Below are 16,163 nucleotides of genomic sequence, written 5' to 3'. Positions count from 1 at the left end.
TAGTGATCACAAAATCCCGCCCGGTGCGCGTCGACGACAAGAACGAGCCGAAAAGGTGAACGGTTCGGCGCGCCGTTTTGCGGTTCCGCGCTCCCGGCGATATCACACCCGCGCGACACCCCGGCCTCGGACCTCAGTCGCGTGCGAGCGGGGACGGTGCGAGGATCGCGTGGCCGTCCAGCCAGGCCGGGCGGCTGAGCAGCGGGCGGAAGCGGGTGAACAGGGCGAGGAGTTCGGGGCCGCGCCGCTCCCGCAGGGCGGGGTCGAGGCGGGCGAGGTCGAGCTCATTGGCGGCCGACAGCTCGGCGAAGTCCCGGAGCAACCGGGGTTCTGGGGTGTGCGCACGGCCGGTGAAGCGGTCGTGGAAGACCGCGTCGGTGCCGCCGAGCGCCGGGCAGGTGGCCTTCCGGTCGCAACTCGCGTAGAGGTACACGATGGCCTCGGCCTCCGCGCCGATCACCGCCACGAGTTCGCCGCGGCGGCCGAGGGGCAGCAGGGTGACGGGGAAGCCGTCGGTTCCGTAGAACGCGTGGCACAGTCCGGCGAGTTGGAGTTCGGGGCGGGCTCCCCAGGCGGCGAGCCGGGCGCGTACGCGCTGGAGGTGGGCGAGGAGGGTGCCGCCGGGGTGGGCGATGCGCGCGGCGCCGAGGCGGCGCAGGAGGGTGGCGGCCCGGTCGGCGGCGGCGGGAGGGGGAGCAGCAGGCACAGGTCGTGTCCTTTCGGTGCTTGGCAGGTCGGCACCCGTACCGCGCCCCCACCCGGTCCGGATCCTCGTACGGGCGCCGTACGGGTTGCCGCCTGAGCCCTGCGACGATCGTCGCGACCACCGGCCACCCCAGTCAATCCTGGGAATTGCTCGCCAACACCAAGCTCTACCTTGGGAGTTATGACTCTGGACGATCTGCGGGTGTTCGTGGCCGTGTGCCGGGCCGGCAGCCTCAGCGCCGTGGCCCGGGAGCTGACCTGCACACAGTCGGCGGTGAGCCAGCGGGTGAAGCGGCTGGAGCGTGAGACCGGCGTCAGCCTGCTGGAGCGCCAGGCGCGCGGTGTCGTGCCCACCCCGGCGGGACGCATTCTGTGCGAGGCCGCGGCCGATGGGATCGCCGGGCTCGATCTGGCGTTGCGCCGCCTGGCGGACCTCGTGCACGGGGAGAGCGGTTCGGTGCGGATCACCACAGGCAGCACCACCGTGCGGCACTTCATGGCTGAGGCGATCGTCTCCTTCCGCCGCCGCTATCCGAAGGTGAACCTGGAGTTCCAGACCGAGAGTTCGAGCCGGGGCTGTCTCGGCGCCCTCATCGCCGGCAATCTGGATCTGGCCTGGATCACCCTCGGCGGGCCGGTGCGTGGTGTCGAGCAGCGGCCGGTGGCCGAGCTGCCGTGGGTGCTCGCGCTGCGGGCCGGGGATCCGCTCGCGGCCCGGTCGCGGGTCGAGGTGTCCGACCTCGCCGAGATCCCCCTCGTACGGCTGCCGCCGAACTCCACTTCCGGCGGCCGCCTCCACACGGCCCTGGCCGAGCTGGGTGTACGGGCCGGTTCCGACACCAGCGTCGCCGACTGGGACACGGCCCTGCTGCTGGCCGAACTCGGCCTGGGGCGCGCCGTGGTGCCCGCTCTGCCGGGGCTGCCGGTGCCCGGGGACGAGGGCCCGCTGCGGCTCGTCCCGATCCCCGCGCTGCCGCCGCTGCCGGTCGGCTGGGCCGCACGCCGCTGGGACGCGCTCCCGCCGCTGGCCCGGGCCTTCGCGGACACCGTGGCCGGCACCTTGCGCGTCGACGCCTCGCCTGAGGGGCACTCCGCACGGCCCCGCGAGTGATCATTTTCGGACTTCCCCCGCCAACGCGCCGGGATGGGCCGTCTCGCGGCGACCCACACCCCTATGCTTCTACATGCGTGTAGAGGAAAGGAGGGAGGACGCACGGTGAACGTGCCACCGGCCGCGAACGTTCCACGGCGCAGGCCCGCTGTCGCCCGACCGCCGTCCTCCGCCGTCCTCCGCCGCACGCACCCGTAACCCCCCACGCACACGCGACAGTACGCACATTGAAGGAGTGGACGCCCCGATGGTGTTCAAACGACTGCTCGGCTCGCTCGGTGTCGGCGGACCCACCGTGGACACGGTGCTGGACCCCGGCCCGGTACACCCCGGCGGGCCGCTGACCGGTCAGGTCCATCTCCGGGGCGGCACGGCGGACTTCGAGATCGAGCAGATCACGCTGGAGCTCGTGGCCCGGGTGGAGGACGAGCACGGCGACGAGGAGCGGGAGGGGGTCGTCCTCTTCGACCGCTTCACTGTCGGCGGCGGCTTCCGGCTCGCCGAGGGCGAGCACCGCAGCCTCCCGTTCACGGCCCACCTCCCCTGGGAGACGCCGATCACCGAGCTGTACGGGCAGCCGCTGGGCATCATCCTCGGGGTCCGCACCGGGCTGGAGATCGCGGGCGCGAAGGACAAGGGCGACCTCGACCAGTTGACCGTGGCCCCACTGCCGGTCCAGGAGGCCGTTCTGGAGGCGCTGGGGCAGCTCGGCTTCGGCTTCAAGTCCGCCGATCTGGAGCTGGGGCATGTGGGCGGCACCGGACAGCGGCTGCCGTTCTACCAGGAGATCGAGCTCACCCCGGCCCCCCAGTACGCCCACGCCATCAACGAGCTGGAGGTGACCTTCCTGGCGAACGCGGGCGGCATGGACGTCGTCCTGGAGGCCGACAAGCGCGGCGGGCTCTTCGCCTCCGGGGAGGACGCCCTCACCCTCTTCACCGTCGGCCATGAGGGCGTCGAGCACCGCGACTGGAACGCCGAGGTCGACGCCTGGATCCGCCGGCTCGTCGAGCGGCGCGCCGCCTATGGCTCCTACTGCTCGCACGACTCGTACGGCGCCCACGGCTCTTACGGCCACGGCGAGCACGACGGCCACGGCCACGGCTACGGGCACGCGGACCACCACCACGACGGGCACCACGACGGCGGACGGCGCTCCGGCCCGAGCACTGCGGCGATCGTCGGAGGCGTCGCGGCGGGTGTCGCGGTCGGCGTCGTCGGCGGAATGGTCGCCGCGGAGGTCGTCGACGAGATCGGCGACGCTTTCGAGGACGAGGAGGACGAGGACTGACCGCCTCCCCCGGCCCGGGGCGGCTCCGGGCCGGGGAGCCTCCTCGGCGTTTCGGCCATGGCCCCGGTGCGTCCGGGTCCCGACGGCCGTGGTCCCATGAGTCCGAACAGCGCCACCCGGGGACCCGCCCAGCCGTCGAGGAGGACGAACGACCATGACCGCCGACCGCCGCCCGGAACCACCCCACTTCGGCGACGAACGCGAAACCCTGCGCGCCTTCCTCGACTACCAGCGGGCGACGCTCGCCATGAAGTGCGAGGGGCTGACGGACGAGGAGTTGAGACAGCGGTCGATGCCGCCCTCGACACTGACGCTGCTGGGCCTGGTGCGGCACCTGGCCGAGGTGGAACGGGCCTGGTTCCGGCGGGTGTTCGAGGACAACGACGCGCCGATGGTCTGGTCCCCGACGATCGACTTCCAGGCGGCGTACGACGTGAGCGAGGCGACCGGAGCCGAGGCGTTCGCGGCCTGGGAGGCGGAGGTCGAGACCTCCCGCCGGATCGAGCGGGAGGCGGAGTCGCTCGACCTGGCGGGCCATCAGCCACGGTGGGGCGAGGACGTGTCGCTGCGGATGGTGCTGGTGCATGTGCTGCTCGAGTACGGCCGCCACAACGGGCACGCGGACTTCCTGCGCGAGGGCGTGGACGGGGTCGTGGGGGCCTGAGCGATCGGCTGCCGTCCGCGGCCACGGCCTTGGGAGTGACCGCGCGCCCAGGGTGGCCGGTCGCGGGGACGGCCGCTCCAACCGCTCGTGCTCGTCGGCCCGTTCACCTTGCCGTTCCGGGCCGCCAGGAACAACGGCACGGCGAGGAAGAGCCGGTCGTCGTGGGCACGTTCGCGCTGTTCGGCACACCACGTCCCGGCCTGGTCCCGGGTGATCCGCCGGCCGCGAGCGGCGCGAGGCGGAGGCGCTCCGTTCCCGCATCGCCGCCGCGCGGGACTCGCTGGCGCTCGTCGAATGCGCCCCCGGCTGTGAGCACGACGACCTCATCCGGTGCCCGCACTACCGGCGGCGGGTGGCTCCGGAGGGCTGAGGCCGCGCCACCAGCCGCCCCGGACGGGCGACGGCGAGGGGAGGCGCGGGGGCTGCGGGGCGCGGGAGCTGCGGGGGGTGGGGGCTGCGGGGCGCGGGAGCTGGTTGAGGCGGCCGGGGCTGGGCACTCCGTGGGCGCGTGGCCCGACCGCGGGCGCGTGGCCCGATACGGCCGGGGCCCGATACGACCGGCGCGTGGCCCGATACGACCGTGCCGAATCCCAAAGGACGATCATGAGCGAGCCCAGGACATCGACATCCCCCCGCATGCTCGGCATCTACCTCAACGACCACCTGGCCGGGGCGACGGCCGGAATGGAGCTGGCCCGCCGGACGGCCCGCGAGCACCGGCAGTCGCCCCTCGGCGGCGACCTGGAGGACGTCGCCGCGCAGATCATGGAGGACCGCGAGGCACTCATGACCGTCATGGCCGACCTCGAGGTGCCCGTCCGCCGCTACAAGGTCTACGGGGGCTGGCTGGGCGAGAAGGCCGGGCGGCTGAAGCCCAACGGCCGGCTGCGGCGTCGCTCCGGGCTCAGCACGGTCCTGGAGCTGGAGTCGCTGCGGCTCGGAGTGGAGGGCAAGGCGCTGCTGTGGCACGGACTGCTGGCCGCCGCCGGCGAGGACCCCCGGCTGGACCCCGATCGGCTCACCGAGCTGCTGAACCGGGCGCGGCGGCAGCGCGCGACGCTGAAGTCGCTGCACGAGGCCGCGGCCGCCACGATGTTCAGCCCCGGCCGGACGGAGCCGCGGGAGGCGGTGGTCGGAACATGACTCCTCCCACTCCTCCCACTCCTCCCACTTCTTCCCCGGAGGGCGCCGCCGAGTTCCTCTTCGTCGGCAACGCCACGCTCCTCATCCGCTACGGCACGCTGACGCTGCTCACCGACCCCAACTTCCTGCACCGGGGCCAGTACGCCTATCTGGGCAAAGGGCTGATGTCCCGGCGGCTGACCGAGCCCGCGCTCGCCGTGTCGGAGATCCCGTCCGACCTGGACGCCGTGGTGCTCTCGCATCTGCACGGCGACCACTGGGACCGGGTGGCGCGCCGGCGGCTGGACCGCTCGCTGCCCATCATCACCACCCCGCACGCCTCCCGGCGGCTTCAGGGCGTCCATGGGTTCAGCCGGGCGACCGGGCTGCCCACCTGGCACGATCACGTCCTGGTGAACGACCGCAGCCAGGTCCGGATCACCGCGCTGCCCGGCAGGCACGCCCCCGGCCGGTGGCAGCGGCTGCTGCCACCGGTGATGGGGAGCCTGCTGGACTTCGGCGCGCCGGGGGAGCCTCCACGGCTGCGGGTGTACATCACCGGCGACACGCTGATGTTCCCGGGCATCCATGAGATCGCCCGGCGCTACCCGGACGTGCATCTGGCGGTGGTCCACCTGGGCGGCACCCGGCTTCCGGGCGGGCTGATCGTGACGATGGACGCGCTCCAGGGGGCCGGTCTGGTCAAGGCCGTACGGCCGGAGCGGGTGCTGCCGGTGCACTACGACGACTACGCCGCCTTCAGCTCCCCGCTCTCCGCCTTCCTGGAGGAGACCCGGGACCCGGACTTCCCGTCCGAGGTGGTCCACTGCCCCCGTGGGGAGCGCGTCGCCGTGAACGCGCAGGGGGTGCTCCGGGCGCCGTGACGCCCGCCCGTAGTCGTGACGGCCACCCGTAGCCATGACGGCCGCCCGTGGGGACTGGCGCCGTCAGGCCGCGCTGGTGGGCGTCTGGTCGTCGCTGCGCAGCAGCCGCAGACGTTCCAGTAGCTGGGGACGGTGCAGCTCCACGACGCACGCCATCAGGTCCGGATGGCGCATCAGCGGCGCGGCCTGCCAGTCGTGCGCGTCGGGCTCGGTGAGCCGCCGGAACTCCCTGGGGGACCCGGCGGCGTGCTCACAGTCGGCGAGCGCCGCCACGGCCTCGGACGCCAGGGTGGAGCAGGTGAGCAGGGCCGCCGCCCAGCTCGCGACGACCTCGTCCACCCAGGTGCGCCAGACGCCGTCGGGGCCGCGGATCTCGTACGGCTCCGCGTCCACGAGCCAGTCCAGCCGGTAGGAGCCGCCCGGTCCGGCCATGGTCACCAGGGCGGCGTCGGTGGTGGTCGGGTAGCGCAGCCACGCGGCGACGGTCACGGCCTGCCGCGCCTGCGCCTCTGCGAGCGCCGCGTTCATCGCGCCGTCGGCCGCCGGATAGGCCCTGATCAGCCACTGCGTGGTCGCCGCTATGACGGATGACAGGTCCAGGGACAAACGAAGCCGCTCCTCTTGCGCGATAGCTGTCAGCACCGTACCCGCGGGACGGCGGTGTCGAACATGACATAGCTCACTCTCAATGGCGGCGCGCCGATCTGGACGGCCGGGCGCGCATCGCATAAGGGCCCGGTGCGTCGGCGTACCGCATAGCGGCCGGGGCGCCGGGTACCTGGTGGCCATGAACGCGCCAGGCCCCGCCGTCGGTGTGGTCGTCGCCACCCGCGACCGCGCCGAAAGGCTCGCCACCGCCCTGGAACACCTCACCGCCCTGCCGGAGCGGCCACCGGTCGTGGTCGTGGACAACGGCTCGACGGACCACACCCGGGCCATGGTCGCCGAGCGCTTTCCCCAGGTGCGGGTTCTGGCGCACGGGGCCAACCGCGGCGCGCTCGCCCGCAACGACGGCGTACGCGCCATCGGCACGCCCTACGTGGCCTTCAGCGACGACGACTCCTGGTGGCGGCCCGGCGCCCTGGCGCGGGCCGCCACCCTGCTGAACGGCCATCCGCGGCTGGGGCTGCTGGCGGCACAGGTGCGGGTCGGCCCGGAGGAGCGACCCGATCCGCTCAACGCCACGCTGGCCGCCTCCCCCGCCGGCCGGGCCGAGGACCTTCCCGGCCCGGAGGTGTTCGGCTTCCTCGCCTGCGGGGCCGTGGTGCGCCGTGGCGCCTTCCTGGAAGCGGGCGGCTTCCATCCGCTGATCTTCTTCGGCGGCGAGGAGACGCTGCTCGCGTATGACCTCGCCGCGATGGGCTGGGGCGTCTCGTACTGCCCCGAGGTGGTCGCCCACCACCATCCGTCCCCCTCGCCGCGCAAGGACCGCACCGCCGTGATGCGGCGCAACGAGCTGATCGGCTGCTGGCTGCGCCGCCCGCTGCCGCTCGCCGCCCGGCGCACCGCCGGGCTGCTCGCCGAGGCCGGGCGGGACCCGGTGGCGCGGGCCGCGCTGCGCGGTCTGCTCGCCCGGCTGCCGGCCGCGCTGTGGCAGCGCCGGCCGCTGCCGCCGTGGGTCGAGGAGGCCGCCCGGCGCGTGGACGGGCAGCGGACGGACGACGAACCCCGGCGGGAGGAGAGGCAGGCCGCCACCCATGACCGATGACCAGAACCAGGACCAGCGCCAGGGCCGAGACCAGGGCCAGGAAGACCAGGACCAGGGCGAAGGGGCCGCCGACGGCCGTACGACGGTCGTCATGATCACCCGCGACCGGCGGGACGAGCTGCTGCACACCCTGGACCGACTGGCCGAACTGCCCGAGCGGCCGCCCGTGATCGTCACCGACAACGGCTCCACGGACGGCACCGCGGAGGCGGTGGCCCGGCTCCATCCGCAGGTGACGCTGTTGCGCCCCGGCCGCAACCTCGGCGCCGTGGGCCGGAACGTGGCCGTACGGCAGGTGCGGACGCCCTACGTCGCCTTCTGCGACGACGACTCCTGGTGGGCGCCGGGGTCCTTGGCGGCGGCCGCGGACCTGCTGGACCGCCATCCGGGGCTGGCGTCGGTGACGGCCCGGATCCTCGTCGAGCCCGAGGGCACCGAGGACCCCATCGTGGCGGAGCTGCGCTCCTCGCCGGTGCCGGGCCCGCGGTGGCTGCCGGGCCCGGCGCTGGGCTCCGTCCTCGCCGCCGCGACCTGCCTGCGCACCGCCGCCTTCCGCTCGGTGGGCGGGTTCTCGCCCCGGCTGTGGCTCGGCGGCGAGGAGGAACTGCTCGCCGCCGACCTCGCGGCCCTCGGCTGGTGGCTGGTGTTCGCGCCCGGGCCGGTCATCCACCACGCGCCGTCGGATGCCCGCGACGCCACGGCCCGGCGGGTGCGCGGCCTGCGCAACACCCTGTGGTTCACCTGGCAGCGCCGCCCCCTCGCCTCCGCCGCCCGCCGCACCCTCTTCCTGGCCCGCACGGTCCCCCGCGACCGGGCCAGCCTGCAGGCATTCGCCCAGGCCCTGGCAGGCATGCCCGGCACACTCGCCCACCGGTCCGTGGTCCCGCCCCGGGTCGAGCGAGGGCTGCGCCTGCTGGACGAGACCCAGCGGGTGTCGACGGCCCGGCGCTATGTGGGGTGATCCGTAGGGGATCGGGCCTCTCGAGGACCGGGACCGCGGCGGCTGACGACGACGGGGCGGGAGCGGCACCCGCAAGGGCCCGGGGCCCTTCGAGGCCCGCGCCCGCGTCGGTGACGGCGACGGGACGGGTGTCCCGGTGACGGTGACGGTGTCGGAGCCGGTGTCTGAGCCGGAGCCGGAGCCGGTGGTCGGCTCGCGGCCGACGGTCCGGTTTCGGCCCCGGCGTACCGGGCCGTGGTCCCGCCCGGGTCGAGCACGGGCTGCGGCTACTGGACGAGACCCAGCGGGGTCTCCCCGTAAGGGCAGCCCGACGAGGCCCGGGTCCGCGCCGGTGACAACGGCGGGGCCGTGACGGTGGCGGTGGCGGGGCCGTGACGGTGTCACGGGCGCGGGGCCCTTCACTGAGCGCCGCCCGGCGCTCGGTGAACGCCTTACGGGCGCGTGCACGGAGCCGGTAGTGCGCTCGTAGCCGGAGCCGGGGGTTGGGCGCGGGGTCAGCCTTCGGCGCCGGTGAGTGTGGGCTGCGCGGAGCGCAGGGCGGGGCCGGGGAGCCGGGTGAGGGCCTCCAGGACCTCCGGCACCGTGATCCGCAACAGCCGCTCGTCCGGGAGGTTTCCGTGGGCGTCACCCGGGCGGGCGGCGTCGTCGTCCGGGTGCCAGAGCGCCCGGTGGAGCGGGCCGGGGGGTGGCCCCCACAGGCGGGGGGCCACCGGGCCGAAGAGGACGACGGACGGGGCGCCCACGGCGGTCGCCAGATGCGCCAGTCCGGTGTCGCCGACGATCACCGCACGCGCTTGGGCGACCAGCGCGGCCAGTTCGGCGAACGGCGGGTCGGCATCGCCGCCCAGCACGGCCGACTCGGGCAGCCCGGCGCGCCGCGCGACGTCGTGGGCCAGCCCCGTCTCCCCGGCGCCGGCGGTGATGACGACCCGGTGTCCGGCGGCGCGCAGCGCGGCACCCACGGCCGCGAACCGCGCGGCCGGCCACCGGCGCGCCGCCGCGTCCGCGCCGGGGTGGATCACCACGGCGCCCGGCGCGGGCGAGGGGCGCTCGGGTGCGGGGATGCGCAGGTCCTGGGGGTCGGCCGGGACGCCGTACCAGGAGAGCAGACGGCACCAGCGGTCCCGCTCGTGCTCGTCCTCACGCCACGGTGGCCCGGCGGTCCGCGCCGGCGGGTGGGCGTAGGCCAGCAGCCGGGCCGGGTGCAGCCGGGACAGCGGGCGGTGGCTGGGCGGGCCGTTGCCGTGGAGGTCTACGGCGACATCGGGCGGCGGCCCACTCCAGTCGATCCGGCCGGGGACGGCCCGGCCGGAGGCCGAGGCGGGGATCACCCGGTCGACGGTTCCCGTGGCGGCCGCGGCGTGGGCCTGCCGGGCGGGCGCGGCGAGCAGCAGTTCGTGGTCGGGATAGGCCCGCCGCAGCGCGCGCAGGGCAGGGACGGCGGTGAGCAGATCGCCAAGCCCGAGGGCACGCAGGACCAGCAGCCGCGGACGGTCGGCGGCGGGGCGGCCGGGGACGTCGGGGGCGGGGCGGTCGGTCATTGGCGGGGGTGGAGGGGGGACGTGGCGGGGTGGGGGCCCAGGGCGGCTCGGCGGGCCAGTTCGGTGGTGGAGCGGCCGTCCAGGTAGGGCAGGACGAGGGCCTGGCCGCCCCAGTCGCGCAGTACGGCGGTCTCGGGCAGGGCGTCCGCGCTGTAGTCGCCGCCCTTGACCCACACATCGGGGCGCAGCCGCCGTAGCAGCGGTTCGGGGGTGTCCTCGTCGAAGACGGCGACGGCGTCCACACAGCCGAGTCCGGACAGGACGCGGATCCGGTCGGCCACCGGGTTGATGGGCCGGCCGGGCCCCTTGAGGCGGCCCACGGAGGCGTCGGAGTTGACGCAGACGATGAGGCAGTCGCCGATGCGGCGGGCGTTCTGCAGCAGCCCGACGTGGCCGGCGTGCAGCAGGTCGAAGCAGCCGCCGGTGGCGACGACCGTGCCGCCGCGGGCGCGGACGGCCTCGGCCAGTGCGTGGGCGTCGGCGGGGCGGCGGGGCTCGGTGGGGTGGGTCCCGGGGCCGCCGGGGAGATCCCACAGGGCGGGGTTCCCGGCACCGCCCGCCGTGACGAACTCCGCCGCCTCGGCGACGGCGAGCTGCACCGCCTCCTCCGGGAGCGCCCCGTCGGCCAGCGCCCCGGCCGCGGTGGCGGCGAAGCAGTCCCCGGCGCCGCAGGGGTCGCCCTGGGCCCGGTGGGGCGCGGGCACGTACATGGGGTTCTCGCTGTGCGGGAGGGCCAGCACGGCGCCGCGTTCGCCGAGGGTCACGGCGACCGCCGCGGCCCGCCAGCGCTCGGCGAGGCGGGCTCCCCGGCCGCCGTGCGCGTGCAGCGAGTCCGCGTCGCCGGACAGGGCGTGGCGGGCCGAGCCGAGCAGGGCGCGGGCCTCGGCGGCGCTGGGCGTGGCGAGCCGTGCGCCGGGCACGGGCTGCTCACCACGCGGATGCGGATCCCAGACCAGGGGCACCCGGTGTGCGGCCGCGCCGAGTTGCTGCCGCAGCGCGGCGGCCGTGCCGCGGCCGTAGTCGGCGACCAGGACGGCGCGGGCGTCCCGGAGCGCGGCGAGGGCGTCCGGGCCGGGGTTCCCGGGGGTGCCGCCACCGCGGTCGACCCGGACCAGCGGGCGGCCCCCGGCGCGGATGCGGGTCTTGACCGGAAGAGTGCCGTCCAGCGGCAGTTCCACCAGCTTCACACCCGGCGTCAGCGCGTTCCGAACGGTCTGGCTCGCGGTGTCGTCGCCCAGCGCCGTGACCAGGACGACCTGGCGACCCTGGCGCGCGGCGAGCATGGCGGCGAGCCCCGCTCCCCCGGGGCGGCTTCGGTCCACGGCCACATCGACGACGGGTGCCGGTGCGTCCGGCGCCAGGCGGGTGGCCTCGCCGTCGATGTCCTGGTCCAGCAGGACGTCTCCGACGACGACGAGCGGTCGCGGGGCGGCGGCGGTCATGCTCTCACCTCCGATCAGGGGGACGGATGTCCATGGCACGGGCCCTCGACAGCCCTCGTGCCCTCATGGCCCTCGTGGGGACGGATACGGCGTCACCGCCCCGTCCACGGACACGGCCCCGTCCACCACCCCGATCTCGTGGTCGAAGGTCTCGCACAGCAGGTGCAGGGCGACCAGATGCGCCTCCTGGACGGTCGCGGTGGAGCCGGAGCCGATGCACAGGGCCTCGTCGGCGCGGAAGGCCAGCGGGTTGGGGCGCGGGCCGGTCATGGCCCACACAGACAGTCCGGCGGCCCGGCCGGTATCCGCGGCGGCCAGCAAGTTGGGGCTGCGTCCGGAGGTGGACATCAGCATCAGCACATCGCCGGGGCTGCCGTGCGCGGCCACCTGACGGGCGTACAGCTCCTCGAAGCCGTAGTCGTTGCCGATGGCGGTGACGGCGGAGGTGTCGGCGTGCAGGGCGATGGCCGAGTAGGCGGACCGCTCCCGCTGGTAGCGCCCGACGAGTTCGGCGGTGAGGTGCTGGGCCTGGGCGGCGCTGCCGCCGTTGCCCGCGGCCAGCAGCCGGCCGCCGACGGGGAGGGTGGCGGCGAGGTGGCGGCCCCACTCGGCCACCTGTTCCAGACCGTGGTCGCGCAGCGCCACCAGCGCGTCCTGGAGCGACTGGCAGTGGGCGTGGGCGGCGCGCAGCGGGTCGGCCGTGGCCGTCCCCGCGGGCCCGTATCCGGACGGGGACGGACGACGGGCGCGGGGGCCGGTGCCCGCTACCCCCGCTTCCCAGGGCAGGGGTCGGGGCTGGGGACGATCTCGGGTGCTCATGCCGCCTCCGTCATGGGTGCCGGGTGCGAGGTCAGGACGTCGTGGTAGGCGGCTTCGGTCGCGGCGGCCACCCGGTCCCAGCTGTAGCGGGTCAGCACCCGCCGGCGGCCCGCCTCGCCGCAGGCCGCGCGCGCCGCGGGACGGGCGAGGAGCGCGGCGGCGGCCTCGGCGAGGGCGACCGGGTCGCGGGGCGGGACCAGCCGGCCGGTGCCGGGGTCGGCCACGGTGTCGCGCTGTCCGCCGACGGCGGAGGCCACGACGGGCGTTCCGCAGCTCATGGCCTCCAGGGGGACGATCCCGAAGGGTTCGTAGTCGGCGGGGCACAGCACGAGGTCGGCGGCGCGCAGCAGTTCGGGCATCCGCTCCGGCGGCAGCCCGCCGGTGAGCCGGACCCGGTCGGCGACGCCGAGGCGGTCGGCGAGCCGCCGCAGCCGCCGCGCCTCGGGGTCGTCGCCCAGGTGGGCGGACGGCGGCCCTCCGGCGATGACGAGTTCGGCGTCCGGCAGCAGGGTGAGCGCGGCGATGGAGACGGCGGCCCCCTTGCGCGGTACGAGCCTCCCGATCTGCGCGAGCAGGGCCCGGCGGGCCGGGCGCGGCGCGGCGGGCCCGGCGGGGGTGAACAGCCGGGGGTCGACTCCGCAGGGCACGACGGTGATCCGCTCCGGGTCCAGCCCCATGGCGGCCAGTTCGCCGACCTCGTCCCGGCAGGTGGCCACGATCCGGTCGCAGCCCTCCCCGACGGCCGTCTCCCAGGGGACGCGGTCGGCGGGGCTGGGGTCGGCGTCCTTCTGGTGGCGCCGCTTGACGGTGCCCAGCGCGTGGTAGGTGTGCGCGAGCGGCAGTCCGAGGGCGCGGGTGGCCTGGAGCGAGGCGACGCCGGACATCCAGAAGTGGGAGTGCACCAGATCGGGGGGCGCGCCCCGCCATTCGCTTTCCAGATACGCGCCGAACCGCCGCATGTAGGGCAGGAGGTCGTCCTTGGGCAGCCGCCGGGCGGGGCCCGCGGGGACGTGCCGCACCTCGACGCCCGGGTGCGGGCGGACGGTCACGGGCAGGTGGGGGGCGTCGCGGCGGGTGTAGACGCGGACGCGGTGGCCGCGGTCGGCGAGGGCCGCGGCGAGCCGGGCGACATGGACGTTCTGGCCGCCGGCGTCCACCCCGCCGAGCACGGCGAGCGGGCTGGCGTGCTCCGAGACGAGTGCGATGTCCAGGTGCTCGGGCGGTCCGTGGCGCGGAGTCATCGGGTCACCTCCTCCATCAGCCGCTCCCAGTCGTCGAGGAAGCGTTTGAGTCCGTAGGCGTCGAGCGCCGCCCGGCGGGCCCGCGCCCCGTCCTCGGCGGCGGCGTCGGGGTCCCGCAGATAGCGGCGGGCCGCGCGGGCGAGGACGTCGGGGCGGGTGGAGAGCACCCCGGCCCCGGCCGGCACCGCCTCGACGGCCTCGGTGGTGGCCAGGGCGACGACGGGCAGCCCCATGTGCATGGCTTCCAGGAGGGAGAGCCCGAGCGAGGTCCAGCGCACGGGGTGCAGATACACCCGGCGGCGCGCCATGGCGGTGTGCAGCTCGGCCTGGGGGAGGTCGTGGGCGCGGCAGCGGTCGGGGGGCAGGCCGAGGTGGTCGGCGAGTCCTTCGGTCGCCATGCCGAAGACGTCCAGCGGGGCGGCCTCGCTCAGGGCGGGCAGCAGATCGGTGCCGGTGTGGCGGCCGCGCCGGATCGGTTCGTTGACGACGACGGCGGCGCGGGTCAGCTCTCCGGTGTAGCGGTGGCCGGGGTCGACGATGCCGTGCTCGATGACGGCGGTGGGGGCGCGGCCGCTGTCCCAGAAGAGCCGGTTGAAGTGGGTGACGTGGACCAGGGTGAGGTCGTCGCGGCCGGCGCAGGGATGGCGGGTGCCGGGGACGTCTCCCTCCGGCGCGTTGTGCTCCAGGTAGACGGCGGGCACATCGCGCCCGGGGCGGCGGCCGCCGAGCCAGCGCCTCGCCAGCTCGGCCTCGTGGGGCCGCTGGAGGACGATCAGGTCCACGGGGGCGTCCCGCAGCTCCTCCGGGGTGACCTCGGTGACCGTGTCGGGCCAGGTGTAGGTGCGGGCCCGGCCGCGTCCGTCCGGGCCCCGGCCGGGGAGGACGGGGACCAGGTAGCGGTGCGGACCCTGGACGAAGGCCGTGGTCCAGGAGCCGTGCACATGCCACAGGAGGACGTTCATTCGGGCTCCTTACGGTCGTCGTCGGCTCCGCCCGGCGCCGCCGGCGCGGCCACATCGGCTCCGCCCGGCGCCGCCAGCGCGGCCACGGCGGTGAGCACCTCGGCGTCGGTGACGGAGTCCAGGCAGGGGTGGCCCGGCACGGGGCAGACCCGGGCGCGGCTGCCCGCGCAGGCCGCGTCCTGGCGGCCCAGCAGCCGGTGTGGCACCCGGTAGGGGGCCCAGCGCTCGGCGGGGACGACGGGCGCGAAGAGGCAGACGACCGGGGTGCCGACGGCGGCGGCCAGATGGGAGGGCCCGGTGTTGCCGGTGACCACCACGTCGGCGCCCGCGAGCACTCCGGCCAGCTCGGGGAAGGAGGTGCGGCCGCCGAGGTCGAGGGCGATGCCGTCGGCGATGTCGGCCGTCAGCTCCTTCTCGGCCGGGCCGCCGGTGACCACCACGCGGTGGCCCGCCTCCTCCAGCGCGGCCACCGCGCGGGCGGCCCGTGCGGGGCTCCAGGCGCGGGCGGGCACGGCGGCGCCGGGGTGGACCACCACATAGGGGTCGGCGCCGGTGAGCGGGGCGGTGTCGGGCAGCGCGGTCAGGGCCAGCGCGCCCTCGTCGCCGGGCGGGAGGGCGAAGCCGGACGCCTCGGCCAGGTCGAGCGCGGCCCGCGCCTCGTGGCGGTGGGGCGCGCGCCGGTGGCGCAGGTCCAGCAGGGTGCCGGGGTAGTGCTCGCTGTCGGCGGCGGTCCAGGGGATTCCGGCCAGCTTCAGCAGCAGCGCGGCGGGCAGCGGGCTCTGGTGGTACGAGGAGAGGATCAGCGCGCGGTCGAAGCGGCGGGCGGCCAGACAGTCCACGAGGGCGTCGATGAGCTCGCGGCGCACCGGCGGGGCCTCGAAGCCCACCCAGGGCGCGTCATGGACCAGCACCTCGTCGACGCCGGGCAGCATCCGGGCGGCGGGCTCGCCGAGCGGGCCGCACAGCATCGCGGCGTAAGCCGACCCGGCGGCGACCGCGCGTACGGCGGGGCCGGCCAGCAGCACGTCTCCCGCGCTGTCGAGCCGCACGACGAGGGTGCGCGGACCCGTGGCGTGCGCGCTCAAGGGGCGCCTCCCGCCCCGGCGGGCAGCCCCCGTACGGCCGTCAGGAGGTCCGGTGCGGTCCGTACGGCGTCCGCGATCTCCTCCGGGCGGGTCACCGCGGTGGGGACGAGCACCCCTTGGGCGCCCGCCGCTCGGGCCGCCGCCAGGTCCGCGCCGATGTCGCCGAGGACGACGGCCCGGTGCGGTTCGGTGCCCAGCGCCGCGCACGCGGCGTGGATCAGCCCGGGGGCGGGCTTGCGGCACCCGCAGCCGTCGGCGGGGCCGTGGGGGCACACGGCCCAGATGCCGAAGGGGCCGAGCAGCTCCTCGACGCGCCGCCGTACGGCCTCGACCGCGCCGGGGGTGAGCAGCCCGCGGGCGACGCCCGACTGGTTGGTGACCACCCCGACCGGGACGCCCCACTCCCGTACCGCGTCGACCGCGGCCCTGGCGTGCGGCATCAGCCGCACCCGGGCGGGGTCGCCGTTGTAGGGGACGTCGTGGATCAGCGTGCCGTCCCGGTCGAAGAGCACCGCGCCCGGAAGCCCCCCACGGACGGGTACGCGCGGGCGGCCGGGCCGGTCACCCGGGGTGAGCAGCCACGGCGCCCCTCCTGGAATGAATGGGGCCATTGGTGCAGATGTAGCG

The 16,163-nt window shown here is 75.8% G+C and carries 16 protein-coding genes; 7 read left to right on the top strand and 9 right to left on the bottom strand.

Going from position 1 to position 16,163, the window contains the following annotated elements:
• Positions 1 to 133 precede the first annotated feature (133 nt).
• Positions 134 to 706, bottom strand: a complete 573-nt coding sequence (locus ACZ6TD_RS41375) for a DUF6817 domain-containing protein (protein ID WP_471346457.1) — start codon at positions 704 to 706, stop codon at positions 134 to 136.
• A gap of 180 nt (positions 707 to 886) precedes the next feature.
• Here ACZ6TD_RS41375 and ACZ6TD_RS41370 point away from each other — a divergent pair, with 180 nt between their 5' ends.
• From ACZ6TD_RS41370 to ACZ6TD_RS41350, 5 genes are all read left to right on the top strand, one after another.
• Entirely contained in the window at positions 887 to 1,816 is a 930-nt protein-coding gene (locus ACZ6TD_RS41370) for a LysR family transcriptional regulator (protein ID WP_471346454.1), read from the top strand.
• Between the two features lie 247 nt (positions 1,817 to 2,063).
• On the top strand, positions 2,064 to 3,107 hold the full coding sequence (locus tag ACZ6TD_RS41365) for a sporulation protein (RefSeq protein WP_471346451.1): 1,044 nt from the start codon (positions 2,064 to 2,066) through the stop codon (positions 3,105 to 3,107).
• A 154-nt stretch (positions 3,108 to 3,261) separates the two neighbouring features.
• Positions 3,262 to 3,771 carry a DinB family protein gene (locus tag ACZ6TD_RS41360; protein WP_471346449.1) on the top strand — a complete coding sequence of 170 codons (510 nt, stop codon included), beginning with the start codon at positions 3,262 to 3,264 and terminating at the stop codon, positions 3,769 to 3,771.
• 603 nt (positions 3,772 to 4,374) lie between these two features.
• Positions 4,375 to 4,914 carry a hypothetical protein gene (locus tag ACZ6TD_RS41355; RefSeq protein WP_471346448.1) on the top strand — a complete coding sequence of 180 codons (540 nt, stop codon included), beginning with the start codon at positions 4,375 to 4,377 and terminating at the stop codon, positions 4,912 to 4,914.
• Complete coding sequence (locus ACZ6TD_RS41350) at positions 4,911 to 5,777, top strand: MBL fold metallo-hydrolase (RefSeq protein ID WP_471346446.1); 867 nt, start codon at positions 4,911 to 4,913, stop codon at positions 5,775 to 5,777. The genes ACZ6TD_RS41355 and ACZ6TD_RS41350 overlap by 4 nt, the downstream gene beginning before the upstream one ends.
• A 63-nt stretch (positions 5,778 to 5,840) precedes the next feature.
• Here ACZ6TD_RS41350 and ACZ6TD_RS41345 read toward each other — a convergent pair whose 3' ends face one another.
• Entirely contained in the window at positions 5,841 to 6,383 is a 543-nt protein-coding gene (locus tag ACZ6TD_RS41345) for a hypothetical protein (RefSeq protein WP_470008105.1), read from the bottom strand.
• Between the two features lie 181 nt (positions 6,384 to 6,564).
• Between ACZ6TD_RS41345 and ACZ6TD_RS41340 the strand changes: the two genes are divergently transcribed.
• Together ACZ6TD_RS41340 and ACZ6TD_RS41335 are read left to right on the top strand one after the other, a co-directional pair.
• Entirely contained in the window at positions 6,565 to 7,485 is a 921-nt protein-coding gene (locus tag ACZ6TD_RS41340; protein WP_471346444.1) for a glycosyltransferase family 2 protein, read from the top strand.
• 91 nt (positions 7,486 to 7,576) lie between these two features.
• Complete coding sequence (locus ACZ6TD_RS41335) at positions 7,577 to 8,446, top strand: glycosyltransferase family 2 protein (RefSeq protein ID WP_471358507.1); 870 nt, start codon at positions 7,577 to 7,579, stop codon at positions 8,444 to 8,446.
• Positions 8,447 to 8,940: 494 nt separating this feature from the next.
• Here ACZ6TD_RS41335 and ACZ6TD_RS41330 read toward each other — a convergent pair whose 3' ends face one another.
• From ACZ6TD_RS41330 to ACZ6TD_RS41300, 7 genes are all read right to left on the bottom strand, one after another.
• Positions 8,941 to 9,987 (bottom strand): glycosyltransferase family 9 protein, encoded by a 1,047-nt coding sequence (locus ACZ6TD_RS41330; RefSeq protein WP_471346442.1) that lies wholly within the window; start codon positions 9,985 to 9,987, stop codon positions 8,941 to 8,943.
• Entirely contained in the window at positions 9,984 to 11,429 is a 1,446-nt protein-coding gene (rfaE2, locus tag ACZ6TD_RS41325; protein WP_471346440.1) for a D-glycero-beta-D-manno-heptose 1-phosphate adenylyltransferase, read from the bottom strand. Before rfaE2 ends, ACZ6TD_RS41330 begins: the two co-directional genes overlap by 4 nt.
• A 63-nt stretch (positions 11,430 to 11,492) precedes the next feature.
• Positions 11,493 to 12,248, bottom strand: coding sequence for a D-sedoheptulose-7-phosphate isomerase (locus tag ACZ6TD_RS41320; RefSeq protein WP_471346438.1), 756 nt, complete (start codon positions 12,246 to 12,248; stop codon positions 11,493 to 11,495).
• Positions 12,245 to 13,489, bottom strand: a complete 1,245-nt coding sequence (locus tag ACZ6TD_RS41315; protein ID WP_471346436.1) for a glycosyltransferase — start codon at positions 13,487 to 13,489, stop codon at positions 12,245 to 12,247. Before ACZ6TD_RS41315 ends, ACZ6TD_RS41320 begins: the two co-directional genes overlap by 4 nt.
• On the bottom strand, positions 13,486 to 14,451 hold the full coding sequence (locus ACZ6TD_RS41310; protein WP_471346435.1) for a glycosyltransferase: 966 nt from the start codon (positions 14,449 to 14,451) through the stop codon (positions 13,486 to 13,488). Before ACZ6TD_RS41310 ends, ACZ6TD_RS41315 begins: the two co-directional genes overlap by 4 nt.
• The gene (locus ACZ6TD_RS41305; protein WP_471346433.1) at positions 14,448 to 15,536 is read right to left on the bottom strand and encodes a glycosyltransferase family 9 protein; all 1,089 of its coding nucleotides are present in this window, start codon (positions 15,534 to 15,536) and stop codon (positions 14,448 to 14,450) included. Before ACZ6TD_RS41305 ends, ACZ6TD_RS41310 begins: the two co-directional genes overlap by 4 nt.
• Entirely contained in the window at positions 15,533 to 16,147 is a 615-nt protein-coding gene (locus ACZ6TD_RS41300; RefSeq protein ID WP_471346431.1) for a D-glycero-alpha-D-manno-heptose-1,7-bisphosphate 7-phosphatase, read from the bottom strand. The genes ACZ6TD_RS41305 and ACZ6TD_RS41300 overlap by 4 nt, the downstream gene beginning before the upstream one ends.
• Positions 16,148 to 16,163: the final 16 nt, after the last annotated feature.

This window comes from Streptomyces yongxingensis, from assembly GCF_055597465.1.
The sequence above is the reverse complement of the archived record's forward strand: the minus strand, read 5'-3'. Positions and strand labels throughout refer to the sequence as shown.